This is a genomic window from Enterococcus sp. DIV1537a (genome assembly GCF_051712085.1).
Taxonomy (GTDB): domain Bacteria; phylum Bacillota; class Bacilli; order Lactobacillales; family Enterococcaceae; genus Enterococcus; species Enterococcus faecalis.
This window is the reverse complement of sequence record NZ_JBIOOE010000001.1, coordinates 1,859,676-1,877,849: the sequence shown is the minus strand read 5'-3', so window position 1 is coordinate 1,877,849 and position 18,174 is coordinate 1,859,676. Positions and strand designations below refer to the sequence as shown.

Here is an 18,174-nt window from a genome sequence, read left to right as displayed (position 1 = left end):
AGAATGCACATGAATGAAGACATTAAGGTGATCTTTGATAGTATCTATCGCGACAAAACAACAAATAATTTAACCATTACAGGTTGGGCGTTGGATACAATCACTAAAGAAAGCCCAACTTTCACAATTAATAATGAAAACCAAGTGTCCGCTTATAACATTCAGCGCGTTTTACGTGAAGATGTTAATCAAATTTATCAAACAGAGCCTGCGATTGAAGCTGGCTTTGTTGTTACACTTGAAGGAATTAAACAAAAAAAAATACTCCCTTTTCATTTTCAATCATCAGCACATGTTGTAACAGTGGATTTTCCCTTGAATAAAAAATATCCAGTGATTCCAGGGACAGAAGATAAAGTGACTCGTCTCTGGATAAAAGCCAAAAAAGGATTTAAGTATATGGCTAAAAATGGTATTTCTCATACCATTCAACGAGCGAAAATTGAGAAACTAAGAAATCAAGCTTCGTATCCTAACTGGTTAGCTAGAAATGAAGTACTAGACATAGAAGCGATGACGCAAGAAATCGCAACATTTCATTATCAACCTAAAATTTCCATTGCGATGCCAGTGTATAATGTTGAAGAAAAATGGCTTCGGTTGTGCATTGATTCTATTTTGAATCAAGTCTATACTAATTGGGAATTATGTATGGCCGATGACGCCTCAACAGATCCCAATGTCAAAAAGATTTTAACAGAGTACCAACAATTGGATGAGCGAATTCGGGTCGTCTTTCGTGAACAAAATGGTCATATTTCCGAAGCGACCAACTCTGCTTTAGCGATTGCTACCGGAGAATTTGTCGCCTTACTAGACAACGATGATGAATTAGCGATCAATGCTTTTTATGAAGTGGTTAAAGTGCTGAATGAAAACCCAGAACTGGATTTAATTTATAGTGATGAAGATAAGATTGACATGGATGGAAATCGTTCTGATCCAGCCTTTAAACCAGATTGGTCACCTGATTTACTTTTAGGAACGAATTACATTTCGCATTTAGGCGTGTATCGTCGGAGTATTCTAGAAGAAATTGGCGGCTTTCGAAAAGGTTACGAAGGTTCTCAAGACTACGATTTAGTCTTAAGATTTACTGAAAAAACGACAAAAGAACGCATCAAACATATTCCAAAAGTTCTTTACTATTGGCGGATGCTACCAACCTCAACAGCGGTGGATCAGGGCTCAAAAGGTTATGCTTTTGAAGCGGGGCTAAGAGCCGTGCAAGATGCGCTCGTTCGTCGAGGTATTAATGGTCGTGCAACGCATGGGGCGGCGAATGGCTTATACGATGTTTATTATGACATTAAATCCGACAAGTTAGTCTCAATTATTATTCCAACTAAAAATGGCTATAAAGACGTACAACGTTGTGTTTCATCGATTATTGAAAAAACAACCTACCAAAATTACGAGATTATTATGGCTGATAATGGAAGTACAGATCCAAAAATGCACGAATTGTATGCAGAATTTGAACAACAATTACCTGGCCGCTTTTTCGTTGAATCAATCGATATTCCATTCAATTTCTCAACTATTAACAATCGTGCAGCGAAAAAAGCGCACGGAGAGTATTTATTATTTTTAAATAATGATACCGAAGTGATTACAGAGAATTGGTTAACTTTGATGGTTTCATTTGCTCAGCAAGAACGGATTGGCTGTGTAGGTGCGAAATTATTGTATCCAAATAATACGGTCCAACACGCAGGCGTTATTTTAGGATTAGGTGGTGTTGCTGGACATGGTCATTATGGTTATCCCCATGGTGACTTAGGCTATTTTGGTCGGTTAGCTATTAATGTTAATTATTCAGCAGTAACTGCCGCGTGCTTACTTATGAAAAAAGCAGATTTTGATGCAGTTGGTGGTTTTGAAGAAGCGTTTACCGTAGCTTTCAATGATGTTGATTTATGCCTGAAAGTCCAAGCTTTAGGACGTGACAATGTTTGGCTTCATGAAGCAGAGCTTTATCATTTTGAATCTCAAACTCGTGGATATGATGATAAAGGCAAAAAGAAAAAACGTTTTGAACAAGAAAAAGTGATGATGGAAGAAAAATGGGGACCTTTAATTGAAAATGATCCATTTTATAATCCTAATCTGACAAGGGATATTCCCAACTTTTCATTACGAATTGACTAGATGCAATTGCGGATGACGAAATGGAGCGAAAAGATGGAACAACAACTAACTACAAGAAAAGAAAAACAACCATTACGCAACCAAGCTGAGCAGAGCGCTCGCTTGGTTGATCATTTGTTACGCTGGCGCTATCTGCTAGCGGCAGTCATTTTTATTTTACTGGTCGCCTTTAAAGTCCATGGTAGTTCATTAAACATGTGGGATGCGTATGTTTCTGAATATGCGGATGGCCAAAAAAGTTCATTAATTGCTGGTGAACCAAGAGGTGTTCGTTCGGATGAATGGCTCGTTCAAACCCCATTTAGTCTGTCGCAAACACAAACGGGTTTGAAAACACATAATGATGTGATTACGTTAAATGGTCAAGACATGGTGGTAGGCTATAATTCGCCAGCGTGGAATTTGGCCACGTTAGCGAAACCTTTTACTTGGGGCTACGTGCTACTAGGTAAAGAATATGGCTTATCTTGGTATTGGAATCTTAAATTAATTGGTTTGATTTTATTCTCTTTTGAAATTGGTTTGATCGTCACACGGCGGAATAAATATTTAGCTTTGTTAGCAAGTGTTTGGATTCCGTTTTCTTCGGCCCTTCAATGGTGGTTTGTCTCGCCAGTTGGAGATTTAGTATTTTTTGGCTTAGGTTTTTTAGTGGGAATTTATAATTATTTCTATTATCATAGTAGTGTTCGACGTCGTGTCATTTGTGCGATAACGGCTGTTATTATGGCCTCAGGATTTGTTTTAGTTATTTATCCTGCGCTACAAGTACCACTTGGTTATTTGATTTTATTATTTTTAATTTTATTCTTTTTAGAATTTCGTAAAAAAATTAAGTTGGATAAGTGGGATGGGGTCCTGATAGGTGGTGCACTCTTGATGACGGCGATTATTGTTGGCGGATCGCTATATGGCTCATTGGATTCCTTAAAAGCAGTAATGGATACCGCTTATCCAGGAAAACGGGTAAGTTTAGGTGGCGATATGCCTAAACGCGATATTTTGTTATTTTTAACAAATTGGAAAATGCCGTTTCAAGATGTTCCATATTCAAATAATTCGGAAATCAGTAGTTTTTATCAATTATTTTTTGTTATTTTGCCGCTCTCACCATTTATTTTTTATAAAAAAATCAAAGAAAACATTTACGGTTTTGTCTTATTCGTGTATTGTTTATTTAACTTAGTTTGGATGAGCGTGCAATTTCCAACAATTTTTGCTAAGTTGACATTGTGGTCTTATGTGCCAGAACAACGGGCGATGTTATCCTTCGGGTTTGCCGCTGTGTTGTTGAGTTTATGGTTCATCGATTATTTATGGAATCGCCAAGCAAAAATTCCAATGATGGCCTGGTTAGGGGCGCTAGGATTAAATGTTGTTCTGTATTTCTTTGTTTTATATACGGGCAATTTACGGTTATACGTTACACGAATGGACATCATTGGTGTCTTAGTTGTCGCTACCGTTTTAATTGTTGCTTTATTTAAACGTTGGCGCACGTTATTTGTCCTTGTCTTATTAGGAATCATTATGGTTTCTGGTGCCTTTGTTAATCCAATTTCTCGAGGCGTTTCTGCTGTCTATGGAAAAAAATTAGCGGTAGAAGTGGAAGAAATTAACAAAAAAGACCCCAACCAATTGTGGGTGGGCGAACGCTTGATGTATGGCTATTTGCCAATGTTAGGTGTGCATACATTTAACGGTGTTGCTTTTACACCTGACTTAGAGGCTTGGAAACCATTAGATCCAAAAGGAAAAGACACATTTATTTATAATCGCTATGCGCACATCAATGTTGAAGTAGGAAATCAGACCCCTGTTTTAGAGTTGATGCAAAAAGATGCGATTATTGCTCGTTTATCTCCAGAAAAATTAAAAGAATATGGGATTAAATATGCGGTCGTTTATAAACCATTAGAACCGTTAGACACACCAACGATTCATTTTGAAAAATTATATGGACCTGATCAGAACGGGGCATATATTTATCGAATAAACGACTAGTGATTCATTCATGGAATGAGGTTTGAATATGGGAAAAGTATTGAATAGAATCGGTCGACTTATTTTATTAGTTACAATGATCGGCTCGTATACGATGTGGGTCGTAGGAATTGATGCGCCAGTCACAAAATATATGTATGCCAATAGTTCAATTTTATTATTAATAGCAGTAATACTTGTACTGCTATTAAATTGTACGAAATTAAAATTTATTGACTGGCTGACCGTAGCGTTGGCGCTAGCCACCTGGCTCTTGTTTCACTTTACGGAATCAATCCGTCATAGCACGATGCAAACAGATACAATGATTCCTTTAATTATTTTGTTGGTCCTTTGTTTTAAAGTTTGTGTCTTTGACCGTATGGATCAAACGCTTTTATTAATTGTCTCTTTAGTTGCTTTGAGTGCGACTTTGTATCGGATGTCCGTGGAGTTGCCACAGTTGATTCCAGCAGACGAAATTTTTAAAGAATCAAATAAACTAGAAAGTATTTGGATTAATACCAATACGATTGGTGCAACATTGATGTTTTCAACAATGATGGCCAGTAGTTTGATCAAAGCATATAGAAATAAGGTTTTTAACCTGCTGCTTTTACCTGTATACATTGGTGGTGTTTTAGGTACATGGGTCAGTCAATCAAAAACCTCTTTTGCCATTTTAGTTGGTTTTATTCTGGTGGATAATCTTTTACCAAAACGTTTCTTGCAACGTTCGAAAGTTTGGCTGTTTGGTTTTGTCGGAGTAGCTGCATTGGGACCATTGTTATTTTACTTATGTGCGGAATCGGATACTGTGGATTTATTTACAGGAAGAGAACGAATTTGGCATGAGTTTTTTGCTAAATGGTTATCTGATCCTCAACATATTAAAGTCGGTATGGAGCCTTTTGTGGCCTCATGGAAACCGCTGGGGACACATAATGCTTTTCTATTTACGTTAAGTAATTTTGGTGTCATTGGCTATCTGATTTTATTTGGTTTTTTAGTCAGTATGATTTTATTGATTGGTTTCCGCAAAAAAACATTGGATCGTTTGCAAGTTAGTTTACTTTTAGGCTTCCTTTTAATCTGGATTCATTCATTTATGGAAGATATTTTATTAGCGCCTCATTGGATGCCGATTGTTTATAGTTTCCTTGGGCTAGCCTTCTACTTCCGGCCAGAGAAAAAACGAGGAAGACATGAAAGACCAACGACACCTAAAAGAAGAAAACGAGTGAAACAAACAAGTCCTGTTAGCAATGAAGAGCGCCCGATAGCACCTGTTGACGAAGAGGGCTGGGACCAACCTGAAGAATTAAGTCGCGTCCAAAGACATCGCAGATAATTTTCATCCTATAGAACTTTCTTGTCCGCTGACATTATGGTAATATAGGGGTTGCATGTTATTACAAATAATGTAATTACTGGAAGTGAAGAGAGGAAGTTTTTAATGACATCAAAAAGTGAATGGAGTAATGCAAGACGGATTGTAATTATTTTAGCAGACGTTTTGCTCTATAATTTATCAATCATCTTAGGATTTATAATGAAATTTGGCCGAGCAATACCATCATTTAACTTTGTGGCTTATGAAAAATCTGCAATTTATATTTCAATCTTTTTTATCTTTTTGAATTTGTTGTTAGGTGCGTATATTTTTTATAATCGCAAAATTAGTGACATCATTTTTGTCACGGTGATTGGTCAAATTTTAATGACTTTAACGATTATGATTGTGACATTTGCCGGACGTTGGTTTACGTTCCCGCGTTCTGTTTTAGGATATTCTTTTATAATCGGAATTATTGTTCTAAGTTTTTGGCGAATTCTTGTTTATTATCTTTACTTAAAGGTCAGCAATGAGCGAAAAGTTGTTTTACTAGGTAAAGAAAATCAAGTCATGCGGTCAATTCAAAACTTTATGTCTGATAAAAATAACAAGCATAAAGTAACGAGTGTTGTTGTCAGTAATTACTATGAAAACTTAAAAAAAATTATCGATGAAATCGATATTGTTTATATTTCAAGTAATGTTGATGAGAACGAAAAAGTAAAATTGTATCAATTAATTGTCAAACACAAGAAAAAAATCTTTTTAGATACAAGTTTTGAAAATCTAATTATGTTAAAACCAAACATGATGAACTTTGAAGATGAAAGTATTATCGAAGTCTCAAATTTTGAAATTCAACCAGAAGAGAATTTTATTAAACGTTTATTCGATATTTTAGTCTCTGTTTGCCTATTTGTGATTACCTCCCCCTTAATGCTTATTGCAGCAATTTTAGTCAAAGCAACCTCACCGGGACCAGTGATTTACAAACAAACTCGGATTACATTAGATCAACGTGAGTTCTCGATTTTAAAATTTAGAACGATGTCGGCAACAGCGGAAGCAAAATCAGGTCCAGTCTTATCTACAAGTAACGACAGTCGCGTCACTACAGTTGGTAAATACTTGCGCGCTTTACGTATTGATGAGTTGCCACAACTAATCAATGTTATTCGCGGGGATATGTCCATTGTCGGACCACGTCCTGAACGACCATTCTTTGTTGATCAATTTAATCAGGAAAACCCGAATTACTATTTACGTCACAATGTACGTGCGGGGATTACTGGCTATGCCCAAGTTTATGGGAAGTATGCTTCTGACTACAATAGTAAATTGAACTTTGATTTACTGTACATCAAGAATTATTCATTACTGTTGGATATGAAAATTCTGCTTCAAACCATCAAAATTCTCTTTGATAAAGTATCATCAAGAGGATTGGATGAGTCTGAAGAACGTGAAGAATTGACGATGGATTATTGTAAAGAGAATGCTATTAGAATTTACCGTTAAGAGGAGCAGTAGCTCCTCTTTTTTTGAAAAAAAAGAGAGACTTCTAACAAAGCTTGAAAAATTAGGTATTCTATGTAAAAATATACAAGCGTGGATGAAAAAAGAAATAGGGGTGAAGAAATGGAAAAGGTACCAGTAAGTGTCTTACTTTCCATTTATATAAAAGAGCGTCCTGAATATGTTATTGCATGTTTAGACAGTATTTTTAATCAAACTGTAAAAGTCGATGAAATAGTATTAGTAGAAGATGGTCCTGTAACTGAAGAAATGACAGTCATTGTAGATAAATATAAAGAAACGTATCCAGAAGTGCTTCATGTTTTACCTCTAGAAAAAAATGTTGGTTTAGGTAAAGCGTTGGCAGAAGGGGTTAAAGTTTGTCGTAATGAACTGATTGCACGAATGGATGCAGATGATATTATGAAGACGGATCGGATTGAAAAGCAGTGGCAATTATTTCAAAAAAATCCTAACTTGGTCATTGCTGGTTCTAACATTATCGAATTTGAAGGGAACATAGAAAATGTTTTGGGTTATCGTAACCTTCCCAGTTCTAATGAGGATATTCGTGAATTTTCCAAAAGAAGAAACCCGTTTAATCATATGACTGTCATGTATAAGAAGTCAGACATTTTAGAGGTCGGTAACTATCTGCCAATGTCAGGATTTGAAGATTATTATTTGTGGGTGCGGTTATTGAAAAAAGGAAAGGAAGCTCAGAACCTTTCTGAACATTTAGTCTATGCTCGAACAGGCAGTGATATGTACGCACGGCGTGGTGGTTGGCAGTATTTTAAGTCAGGACTAAAAGGACGCAAAGCAATCTATCAAGCAGGACTTGGTAGTTTTAAAGATTTTTTTGTGAGTTCCAGTGCACATGTTGTCGTAAGTTTGATGCCGAATAATTTACGAGGTAAATTTTATGAGAAGTTTTTAAGGAAAGATAATGATTAAGATTGAGGTAAAATTATGCAAGAGATGACCCAGACAGATTTAAAAGAAATACAAGCTGTAACATTAACTATGTCCAAATATTTTGTTCAATTTTGTCAAGAAAATAATTTATTATGTTATTTCTGTGGCGGTGGTTGTATTGGTGCTGTACGCAGTCAAGGATTTATTCCGTGGGATGATGATTTGGATTTTTTTATGCCACGACCAAACTATGAAAAATTAAAAAAGCTATGGCCGCAGAAAGCAGACATAAATAGATATCCATTATTAGTTGCTTCTAAAACATATAATGATCATAATTCATTTATAACTATTAGGGATACTGCCACTACTTTTATTAAACCCTATCAAGAGGATTTAGATATCCCTCATGGTTTACCAATTGATATTTTTCCATTAGATGGTGCGCCAGAAGGGAAATTGCGAAGAAAAATTCAAAAGTTTTGGGCACTGATTTATGCGTTATTTTGTTCGCAAGTTGTTCCAGAAAAACATGGTGGTCTGATGGCTACAGGAAGCAAGGTTTTATTAGGGATTTTTTCTTCAAGCAAAATTCGCTATCATATTTGGCGCTTCGCTGAAAAAAGAATGACCAAGTATTCCTTTGGTTCAACTCCTTATGTCACTGAATTATGTGTCGGACCACGCTACATGGGCAATATTTATCATTTAGAAGATTTTAAATCTGCTATTTTTGTTCCATTTGAAGATACAAAAATGCCAATACCAGTGGGATACAATCGCTATTTGACACAAGTTTTTGGAGATTATATGCAATTGCCACCAGAGGAAGATCGTCAACCTCATCATGAAGCGCTAATTGTTGATACTAAAAAATCGTATACAGAATATATTTAAAAACTTCAATTATTTATACTAATGCTGAACGTTATCTATAAATAGCGTTCAGCATTTTGTTGTAAAAAAATAAATAACACAATCAATGTAATAAAAAGATAAAGTTTAGAAATAAAATAGTAAAAAAAAGTTAGCAAGATTTTCTTGACGTAAGCTAAAATTTATTAGAAAATTATTTGAAACTAGTGCTCATTCTAATCAGTTTTGAGAAATTTCAATTTGAAAAGTAAAAAATTGTTGGTTTCAAGTAAAATTTACATACTATAATTAAATGAGGATTAATTGTAAAGAATACGTAAAAAGAAGGGTTAAATAAATAATGAAGAGAATAAATAAAATATCTGTTATTACAATGCTAATGCTGACAACATTGGTTCCTAGTTCATCAATAGTGTATGCAATCGATGCATCAAGTAGTGAAAGTGCAGAAGAAGTAATTTCTGCGGATACAGCAGAAACACTAAACTCTACGTCATCTAGTGAGGAAACTTCGACAGAAAGTTCTTCTAGCACCTTATCATCAGTTCCTTCGGAAACAAAAAATAGTTTGGACACGAGTGGTGCTACAGACACTAGGCAATCAACAGATGCTGAAGAAACTTCGGAAACGACTAGTTCTTCAGAAGCTAATAAGAAAGATGAAGACGAAATCGTAATAACAGAGGATATGAACAAACCTATGGGATCAGGAATGAAAGGAACGAGAAGAAAAAGAGCCGCATATGCCTACGGTGATCCTATTAGCATAACAGAGGCAAATCGTCCGCCTAAAAACTTTATCGATGTATCTTCTTGGAATGGTAGTTTAAGTGTAGCAAATTATCAAACTATGAAAAGTTATGGGATAGGCGGAGTGGTCGTTAAAATGACCGAAGCGACAACTTATCAAAATCCAGAAAGATTTGCACAAGTTCAAAATGCAAATGCAGTGGGAATAAAAGTATCCGCCTATCACTATAGTCACTTTACAACAAAAGATCAGGCAATAAAAGAAGCAAACTACTTTGCCGATACAGCAATTAATACTGGATTATCAAAAGACACTTTAATGATTAATGATGCAGAAGAAGGTAGCATGAATAATGGACAATTGACAGCTAATTCAATTGCTTTTGCCAATCAATTAAAAGCAAGAGGCTTTACGAATGTATTACATTATTCAATGGCAGCCTGGTTTACAGAAGGAGTTTTATCGCCTACACAACTAGGGACTGAAAATATTTGGATTGCTCAGTATCCTTTTGAACCGACTGCAGATCAGTTATGGCACAAAAATGAAGGTTATGCGGCATGGCAATGGTCTTCTTTATTAACGATTCCAGGTGTTGATATCGGCGTAGGTGTGTTTGATATTAATGCTGATTACACTGGACGATTTACATCTAGTGGTGGAAAACAGTATGATGTAATTTTAGATGAAAAACAATATGATTACACGGCAAGGGTAAAACCAGCAGCTGAATCAGGAAAACACGGCGTGTTTAATGGGATTATGAATACAGCTCCTGGAATCGTTAATATCGGTATGGGAGATAAATATGCGAACCAAAGCGTTCATATCATAGGATATGCCAAAACAAGCCGGACAGAGTTACTCCATTTTACAGTAGGTGGAAAAGATGCAGGCTGGATGGACAAACGAGCATTCACAGCTACACTAGATAAAGCCACGTATAGTAAAATGAGTCGTGGAGCCAAAATAGGCGATGTAGCAGTTTCATCGAAGCATGGATTATATACAAAACCAAATAATACAGCAGAAGATGGAGAAAAAATAGGTTTAGGCTCTCTATATGCGAATCAAAACGTGCAGATTATTCAATCCGCTAAACTATCAACAGGTGTTACGGCTTATCAATTTCAAATAAATGGACAAACAATTGGCTGGTTGGACAGCCGTGCCTTCAGCAATGTGTATGATGAGCTGCTAGATGAAAAAAGCTATGATTACATGGCAAAAGTAAAACCAACAGCTGAATCAGGAAAACATGGTGTGTTTAATGGAATTATGAATACAGCTCCTGGGATCGTTAATATCGGTATGGGAGATAAATATGCGAACCAAAGTGTTCATATCATAGGATATGCCAAAACAAGCCGGACAGAGTTACTCCATTTTACAGTAGGTGGAAAAGATGCAGGCTGGATGGACAAACGAGCATTTACAGCTACATTAGATAAAGCCACGTATAGTAAAACGAGTCGCAAAGCCAAAATAGGCGATGCAGTAGCTTCATCGAAGCATGGATTATATACAAAACCAAATAATACAGCAGAAGATGGAGAAAAAATAGGTTTAGGCTCTCTATATGCGAATCAAAACGTGCAGATTATTCAATCCGCTAAACTATCAACAGGTGTTACGGCTTATCAATTTCAAATAAATGGACAAACAATTGGCTGGTTGGACAGCCGTGCCTTCAGCAATGTGTATGATGAGCTGCTAGATGAAAAAAGCTATGATTACATGGCAAAAGTAAAACCAGCAGCTGAATCAGGAAAACATGGCGTGTTTAATGGAATTATGAATACAGCTCCTGGGATCGTTAATATCGGTATGGGAGATAAATATGCGAACCAAAGTGTTCATATCATAGGATATGCCAAAACAAGCCGGACAGAGTTACTCCATTTTACAGTAGGTGGAAAAGATGCAGGCTGGATGGACAAACGAGCATTTACAGCTACATTAGATAAAGCCACGTATAGTAAAACGAGTCGCAAAGCCAAAATAGGCGATGCAGTAGCTTCATCGAAGCATGGATTATATACAAAACCAAATAATACAGCAGAAGATGGAGAAAAAATAGGTTTAGGCTCTCTATATGCGAATCAAAACGTGCAGATTATTCAATCCGCTAAACTATCAACAGGTGTTACGGCTTATCAATTTCAAATAAATGGACAAACAATTGGCTGGTTGGACAGCCGTGCCTTCAGCAATGTGTATGATGAGCTGCTAGATGAAAAAAGCTATGATTACATGGCAAAAGTAAAACCAGCAGCTGAATCAGGAAAACATGGCGTGTTTAATGGGATTATGAATACAGCTCCTGGAATCGTTAATATCGGTATGGGAGATAAATATGCGAACCAAAGCGTTCATATCATAGGATATGCCAAAACAAGCCGGACAGAGTTACTCCATTTTACAGTAGGTGGAAAAGATGCAGGCTGGATGGACAAACGAGCATTCACAGCTACACTAGATAAAGCCACGTATAGTAAAATGAGTCGTGGAGCCAAAATAGGCGATGTAGCAGTTTCATCGAAGCATGGATTATATACAAAACCAAATAATACAGCAGAAGATGGAGAAAAAATAGGTTTAGGCTCTCTATATGCAAATCAAAATGTGCAGATCATTCAATCCGCTAAACTATCAACAGGTGTTACGGCTTATCAATTTCAAATAAATGGACAAACAATCGGTTGGTTGGATAGCCGCGCCTTTAAAATATAGAATAAGTTTATAAAGGTAACGAACAAACAATCTATCGAGGTTCTTTGTCAAATAGTATTGGTAAATAAAAATAGTGAACATCGTAAAAGTCAGAGGAGAAAACCCTCTGGCTTCTTCATTTTTTATTAAGTGATTCTTATTATGAAATTATTTTTTTATCAAACATATGGTTATGGTCTATTTAACGTATTTGAATAAAAAATAGTATTTTCTGAAATACTTGTATCCGTGACAAATGGCATTTAAGCCTATTTTTACTCACTTCTAAATACGGCTTGAGTTCTACTATTTGAATTCTACAGAGTTTTGAGATGTTTTTTGTAAATCAAAAAGTATAGAGTTTTTATCGTTTGTCCGTAATTTTTGTATTAAAATAACGAACAAAAATATTTACAGTTCGATTAAGGTCTACGATAAATTATTGAAACTTACTGTTAGTTATGAGAAAATATAAAAGATTGAATGCAGTTTTGGCTGTGTTGATGAATATATAAGTTAAACAAAATTGAAATAAAACTAGTGGTTGACTAGTTAGAGAAAGGATTTTGTATCAAATGATTACAGCTTTAATTATTGCCGGTGGGGTCGGCAAACGAATGGGGCAGGAGATTCCTAAACAATTTATTATGGTAGAGGAAAAACCGATAATTATCTACACATTGGAATCTTTTCAAAAGCATCCACTCATTGATCGAATCTTAGTTGTGTGTAAAAAAGGTTGGGAACAAACACTAGATGCCTATGCAAAAGAGTACCATATTGACAAATTACAATGGATTATTCCAGGAGGAAATTCTGGTCAAGAATCAATTAATAATGGGGTTAATTTCTTAAAAGAACATTCAAACCCAGAAGATACTATTGTTATCCATGACGGAATTCGTCCATTAGTTGATGAATTAGTTTTATCTGATGTAATTGTTAAGTGTCAAGAATACGGTAATGCAGTGACTTCGTTGCCATATAATGAACAAATTTTTGTAAAAGAAACTGAGGAAACAACTCGACAATATATTAATCGTGAAACATTACGTCGCGTGTCAACACCACAAGCCTATAAATTTGAAAAATTAACTTGGGCTTACGAAAAAGCATTCCGTGAGAATATTGGTATTTCTGAATCGTCATACACGAATACTATGATGGTGGATTTAGGCGAAACATTGTATTTTGCTTTAGGCTCAGATAAAAACATTAAGTTAACTACACAAGATGACTTACAGTTATTTAAAGGCTTCTTGAAAATGAAAGAAGAGTAGTGGAGGGATACCATGTTATTTACAGACGATAATTATTTATCAGACGTTGAACGAGTTTTAGAGAAGACACCAGATTGGACGAAAGTAACTAATAAATCTGTTTTTATAACTGGTGCTTCAGGCATGATTGGGACCTTTTTAATTGATGTGCTTATGTACCAAAATAAAACGAGAAATGCGAATATTTCGATCTGGGCGATGGGACGAACATTGTCGCGTTTAGAAGAGCGATTTACTAGTTATCTAGAAGATCCGTTATTCCATATAGTTATCGGAGATGTCATAGAAGAAATTCAGGTAGCAGAAGCTTGTGACTATGTGTTGCATTGTGCTAGTAATACACATCCTAAATCATATGCCAGTGATCCAATTGGAACGATTATGACCAATATTGCTGGTACGCAGCATATTTTAGATTATGCGGTCAAAGCGAATAGTGAAAAAGTGTTATTTTTATCAACTGTTGAAATCTATGGAGAAAATCGTGGAGATCTTGATAAATTTACGGAAGACTATTGCGGCTATATTGACTGTAACACGCTACGGGCCGGTTATCCAGAAGGAAAACGAGCAAGTGAATCATTATGTCAAGCCTATATTCAGAAATATGGTATTGATGTTGTTATTCCAAGAATTAGTCGTACTTTCGGGCCTACGATGTTACTTTCGGATAGTAAAGCTTCTTCTCAATTTATTATGAATGCAGTCCATAAAGAAAACATTGTGTTAAAAAGTGCAGGGACCCAACTATATTCTTATGCATATGTTGCAGATATTGTATCTGCTCTTCTGTTTTTATTAGTTAAAGGGCAAAAAGGGGAAGCTTACAATGTTTCAAACGAACATTGCGATATTACGTTACGTACTTTTGCGGAAACATTAGCCAATGTGGCTGGAACAAAAGTGATTCATGGAGAAGCCACCGCCCAAGAAAAACAAGGATTTTCTAAAGCAACAAAAGCACTACTAGACAATCAAAAAATCTACGCATTAGGTTGGCGTCCATTGTACGACAGTATGGAAGAACCATTAAAACATACAATTAAAATTTTAGAAAGTAGCGGAAATTGATATGCCCAAAATTAGTATTATTGTTCCTGTATACAATGTAGAAAAATATTTAGAAAAATGTGTACGCTCTATTTTAGCTCAAACATTTACTGACTTTGAATTGATTCTTGTAGACGATGGCTCTCCAGACAGTTCTGGAGCAATGTGTGATCAGTTTGCTAAACAAGATGAACGGGTAAAAGTTATCCATAAAGAAAATGGAGGACTGAGCGATGCTCGTAATGCTGGAATTGAAATAGCGACAGGTGAGTATTTAGGTTTCATAGACAGTGATGATTACATTGCAGATGATATGTATGAATTATTATATACAAATATCGTAAAAGAAGATGCCGATTTATCAATATGTGGTATTTATGATGTCTATGAGGGGAAAGAGCCTGTAGAAAAACAACAGCAATATATAGTACTAGATAAAGTAGCAGCAATGAAAATGATTTTAGAAGCTAAAGTTGTATCTGTTCATGCCGTGAATAAGTTATATAAAAAAGAAATTTTTGAAGATATCCGATACCCTGTAGGCATGATTACAGAAGACGGTGCAGTTATTTTATCTATTCTAGAGCATACAGAGAAAATTGTTATTGATACGCAACAAAAATATTATTATTTTCACCGTGCCAATAGTATTTCAACCAATCTTTTTTCTAAGAAAGATTTAGATACAATCAATGTTTGGAAAGAAAATGAAAAATATATCTTAGACCGGTATCCTGAATTATCTAATGTTGTTCATACACGTGTATGTTGGGCAAATTTTATTGTTTTAGATAAAATGGTTACTAGTCAGTTAACGGAAGAAGAAAAAATAATTCAAAAAGAGGTTATTTCTTTTTTGAGGAAGAATTTTCTGTTCATTATGAAAAATAAATATTTTACTAAGGCTAGAAAGATAGCCATGTGTGCTCTACAATTTAGTAAGTGTGCGTATTCTTGTTTCCCTAAATTACAAGAAGCAAATAATAAAAAGAATAGTTAAAATTTAAAAAGTTGTTAGGAGAATATTATGAAAAAAAAGCTTAAACTGGATATATATACAATTACTCAAACCATCTGTATAATTGTATCGATTATTCTTTTTTTCTATGGTAAAGCTAAGATGTTGTACAATTGGCAACTATTTGGTGTAATGTTTTTTTGGACAGGCAATTTGGTTTATTCATTTAAAAATTTCGGACAAAAATCAGTTTTTTTCTTTTTTAATATTACTATTTTTGTCTTCTTATTAAGTCGTCCATTTATTAGTTTCTTTCGTAATAGAATTTGGTGGCATTGGGGGTATTCAGGATCAAATTTTGCGATGAATGTTCTGTATCTAACTTTAATTGGCATCTTAATAGGTGCGATGTTATTTCAAAGGTTTGGACTTAAAGATTTTGATTCTAAGCTGGAAAAACAAAAGTATCCTACTTATCGAATATATTTAATGAAATTTAGTTTAGTCTTTTATTTCATAACATTGATTGTAAGTGTTTATGGTGATATGGAAAAACTAATATTTGTACGTAGTACGTCATATGAAGAGTTCTATGCATCTTTTTCTTCGAACTTGCCAACATATGTGCAAGTATTAGGTTTAATGATGCCTTATGTTGTGTGCATTTATTTAGCTTGTATGCCCAAAAAAGGCATTAGTTACGTGGTATTAGGAAGTTATGTGATAAGCTCTTTTCCAACTTTTTTAATGGGACAGCGAGGCCCGTTAATTTTAAAAATTATCTTTGCGTTACTTTATTTTATTATTAGAGACTATTTACAAGATTCTCAAAAATGGATAAGTAAATTTGAAAAAATTGTAATTATTCTAGCGACACCTTTAATGATTGTATTGATGGGGGCTTTTAACTATATTAGAGCAAATTCTTCAATTGAAACAAACGGATTTTTTTCATTAATTGTTGATTTTTTCTTCAAACAAGGAACCTCTTTTGATACAATTATATTTGGGCATGATTTTTTGGACAAACTACCATTTATTGATGTAAAAAATTATACATTTGGAAGTTTTATTGATTCTTTTAAGTATGGATTTATTGGTCAAAAGCTATTCAATGGTATCGGATTGCCTAGCACTAATAGTCCGGAAAAAGGCATGATTAGTAATAGTTTGGCACATAATTTGGCATATGTTTATCGTAAAGATGAGTATTTAGCTGGAAATGGAAATGGTTCTTCTTATCTGTTAGAAATATTTGCAGATTACGGATATATAGGGGTTTTTATAGCTAGTATTTTATTAGGAATTATTTTGATTTTTCTTGTAGTAAGTTTTAAAAGAAACAATTTACTTTTATCTACGATTGCATTGATTTGTATTTCTAATATTTTGTTTATTCCACGTAGTGATGCTACTAGCTGGTTACAATTTATTATGAAACCAACATTTATTGCACCAATGATTATATGTTTTGGCAGTTCATTTTTACTTGCTAAGTTGGAGAGGTTAAGGAAGGTAAGTCGTAAATGAAAAAAACAATTGGGACAATTCTAACAGTTATTACAGTAAGTATTTTATTGAGTGGATGTAGTAAAGCAAAATATCCAATTATTCATTTCACTCAAAAGGAATTTGTAGCAGATGGCAACGGTGTTGTAGAGATCAAAGGACAATTTTTGAATGGTGAACCAGGTACTTTAGAAGCTAACATAAACAGGAAAGCAGGCAAAGTTAAAGTCGATAAAGATCAGAATTTTCATATTCGATACCAAATGGATTCCATTAAAGATACAGATTTTTATTTAGGAATTAAGGATGAAAAGAATCGTATTGCTGTGGGGACAACTAAAATTGATTCTTCTGAAGTAGAAGCTGTCCAAAACGATTTTGAAGTTATAAGAACAAGTGATATCATTAGTTATTTTAATAAATATGATATAAAATTTTTAGACTATAATGAGAACAACGTTGCAGAGCTATCTGGTTTAACTAGTTCTGTAGTTTTTAATGTAGGAACAAGAATGGATGGGACTTCAATAAAAGAAGGAGTTTATTTATTTGAAGACCCAGAGTCTTGGAATAAGGCTAATTTATCGATTTTAGATTGGTGGAATAAAAAAGTATCCAATTCATTAAATAAAAATTATAATGATTTAGATAAAGATTCATCTGTAAATTTTTTATACGGACCTAATTTTATCGATTCAGCGGAAGAAAAAATGATTAAACAAATTGATTTTTTTGATAATAATCGTTTTTTATGGACGTATAGAGATAAAGAAAAATTTTTAATATTAGTTTCGGATCCAGAATTAACAAGTATTGAACGCGGCAAAAGTATGCTTGCCATTCAAAGCTTATTAATAGATAAAACTTTTAGTTTAGACAAGGATGAAGAAGATTCAGAAAGAGGATAATTTAGCAAAAATCTATTGAATTTTGTACACATTATTATCATGTTTAAAATCTAAGAAATTATTTAAAATAAAAAGACACTCCTGTAACACAAACGAATATAGGGGTGTTTTTTTGCTCTTTGTTAATAAGGGTTGATGAGTTGTAAAAATGAGCCTGGGACAAAAATCCAAAGTGATTTTTGTCCCAGGCTTAAAAATTGATAAAGAGCGGGAGCAGAAGCAACTCT

General features: G+C 34.5%; 12 protein-coding genes. All 12 read left to right on the top strand.

The window, feature by feature from the left end:
• Window positions 1-9: 9 nt before the first annotated feature.
• The 12 genes from IGJ41_RS09290 to IGJ41_RS09235 all read left to right on the top strand — a co-directional run bounded on the left by IGJ41_RS09290 (window position 10) and on the right by IGJ41_RS09235 (window position 17,947).
• Window positions 10-2,151, top strand: coding sequence for a glycosyltransferase family 2 protein (locus tag IGJ41_RS09290; RefSeq protein ID WP_033919486.1), 2,142 nt, complete (start codon window positions 10-12; stop codon window positions 2,149-2,151).
• Complete coding sequence (locus tag IGJ41_RS09285; RefSeq protein WP_002383759.1) at window positions 2,152-4,155, top strand: DUF7657 domain-containing protein; 2,004 nt, start codon at window positions 2,152-2,154, stop codon at window positions 4,153-4,155. It abuts the gene before it with no gap.
• Window positions 4,156-4,183: 28 nt separating this feature from the next.
• Entirely contained in the window at window positions 4,184-5,485 is a 1,302-nt protein-coding gene (locus IGJ41_RS09280) for an EpaQ family protein (RefSeq protein ID WP_002410859.1), read from the top strand.
• Window positions 5,486-5,590: 105 nt separating this feature from the next.
• A complete protein-coding gene (locus IGJ41_RS09275) occupies window positions 5,591-6,988 on the top strand; it encodes a sugar transferase (RefSeq protein ID WP_002410860.1) in 1,398 nt (465 codons plus the stop codon).
• A gap of 120 nt (window positions 6,989-7,108) precedes the next feature.
• Window positions 7,109-7,942 carry a glycosyltransferase gene (locus tag IGJ41_RS09270; protein ID WP_002410862.1) on the top strand — a complete coding sequence of 278 codons (834 nt, stop codon included), beginning with the start codon at window positions 7,109-7,111 and terminating at the stop codon, window positions 7,940-7,942.
• A gap of 15 nt (window positions 7,943-7,957) precedes the next feature.
• Window positions 7,958-8,800, top strand: coding sequence for a LicD family protein (locus IGJ41_RS09265; protein WP_438714318.1), 843 nt, complete (start codon window positions 7,958-7,960; stop codon window positions 8,798-8,800).
• 319 nt (window positions 8,801-9,119) lie between these two features.
• Complete coding sequence (locus IGJ41_RS09260; RefSeq protein ID WP_102990694.1) at window positions 9,120-12,263, top strand: GW domain-containing glycosaminoglycan-binding protein; 3,144 nt, start codon at window positions 9,120-9,122, stop codon at window positions 12,261-12,263.
• Window positions 12,264-12,817: 554 nt separating this feature from the next.
• Window positions 12,818-13,522 (top strand): IspD/TarI family cytidylyltransferase, encoded by a 705-nt coding sequence (locus IGJ41_RS09255; RefSeq protein ID WP_002378508.1) that lies wholly within the window; start codon window positions 12,818-12,820, stop codon window positions 13,520-13,522.
• Window positions 13,523-13,534: 12 nt separating this feature from the next.
• The gene (locus IGJ41_RS09250) at window positions 13,535-14,593 is read left to right on the top strand and encodes an NAD-dependent epimerase/dehydratase family protein (protein ID WP_002411418.1); all 1,059 of its coding nucleotides are present in this window, start codon (window positions 13,535-13,537) and stop codon (window positions 14,591-14,593) included.
• A gap of 1 nt (window position 14,594) precedes the next feature.
• Complete coding sequence (locus IGJ41_RS09245; protein ID WP_002411417.1) at window positions 14,595-15,572, top strand: glycosyltransferase family 2 protein; 978 nt, start codon at window positions 14,595-14,597, stop codon at window positions 15,570-15,572.
• A 27-nt stretch (window positions 15,573-15,599) separates the two neighbouring features.
• A complete protein-coding gene (locus tag IGJ41_RS09240; protein WP_002411416.1) occupies window positions 15,600-17,060 on the top strand; it encodes an O-antigen polysaccharide polymerase Wzy family protein in 1,461 nt (486 codons plus the stop codon).
• Window positions 17,057-17,947 carry a hypothetical protein gene (locus tag IGJ41_RS09235; RefSeq protein WP_033919481.1) on the top strand — a complete coding sequence of 297 codons (891 nt, stop codon included), beginning with the start codon at window positions 17,057-17,059 and terminating at the stop codon, window positions 17,945-17,947. The genes IGJ41_RS09240 and IGJ41_RS09235 overlap by 4 nt, the downstream gene beginning before the upstream one ends.
• Window positions 17,948-18,174 lie beyond the last annotated feature (227 nt).

Bases quoted from the DNA above. Each gene is read 5' to 3' on its own strand.
- IGJ41_RS09290 (WP_033919486.1), top strand. From the start codon at position 10: ATGAATGAAGACATTAAGGTGATCTTTGATAGTATCTATCGCGACAAA.
- IGJ41_RS09285 (WP_002383759.1), top strand. From the start codon at position 2,152: ATGCAATTGCGGATGACGAAATGGAGCGAAAAGATGGAACAACAACTA.
- IGJ41_RS09280 (WP_002410859.1), top strand. From the start codon at position 4,184: ATGGGAAAAGTATTGAATAGAATCGGTCGACTTATTTTATTAGTTACA.
- IGJ41_RS09275 (WP_002410860.1), top strand. From the start codon at position 5,591: ATGACATCAAAAAGTGAATGGAGTAATGCAAGACGGATTGTAATTATT.
- IGJ41_RS09270 (WP_002410862.1), top strand. From the start codon at position 7,109: ATGGAAAAGGTACCAGTAAGTGTCTTACTTTCCATTTATATAAAAGAG.
- IGJ41_RS09265 (WP_438714318.1), top strand. From the start codon at position 7,958: ATGCAAGAGATGACCCAGACAGATTTAAAAGAAATACAAGCTGTAACA.
- IGJ41_RS09260 (WP_102990694.1), top strand. From the start codon at position 9,120: ATGAAGAGAATAAATAAAATATCTGTTATTACAATGCTAATGCTGACA.
- IGJ41_RS09255 (WP_002378508.1), top strand. From the start codon at position 12,818: ATGATTACAGCTTTAATTATTGCCGGTGGGGTCGGCAAACGAATGGGG.
- IGJ41_RS09250 (WP_002411418.1), top strand. From the start codon at position 13,535: ATGTTATTTACAGACGATAATTATTTATCAGACGTTGAACGAGTTTTA.
- IGJ41_RS09245 (WP_002411417.1), top strand. From the start codon at position 14,595: ATGCCCAAAATTAGTATTATTGTTCCTGTATACAATGTAGAAAAATAT.
- IGJ41_RS09240 (WP_002411416.1), top strand. From the start codon at position 15,600: ATGAAAAAAAAGCTTAAACTGGATATATATACAATTACTCAAACCATC.
- IGJ41_RS09235 (WP_033919481.1), top strand. From the start codon at position 17,057: ATGAAAAAAACAATTGGGACAATTCTAACAGTTATTACAGTAAGTATT.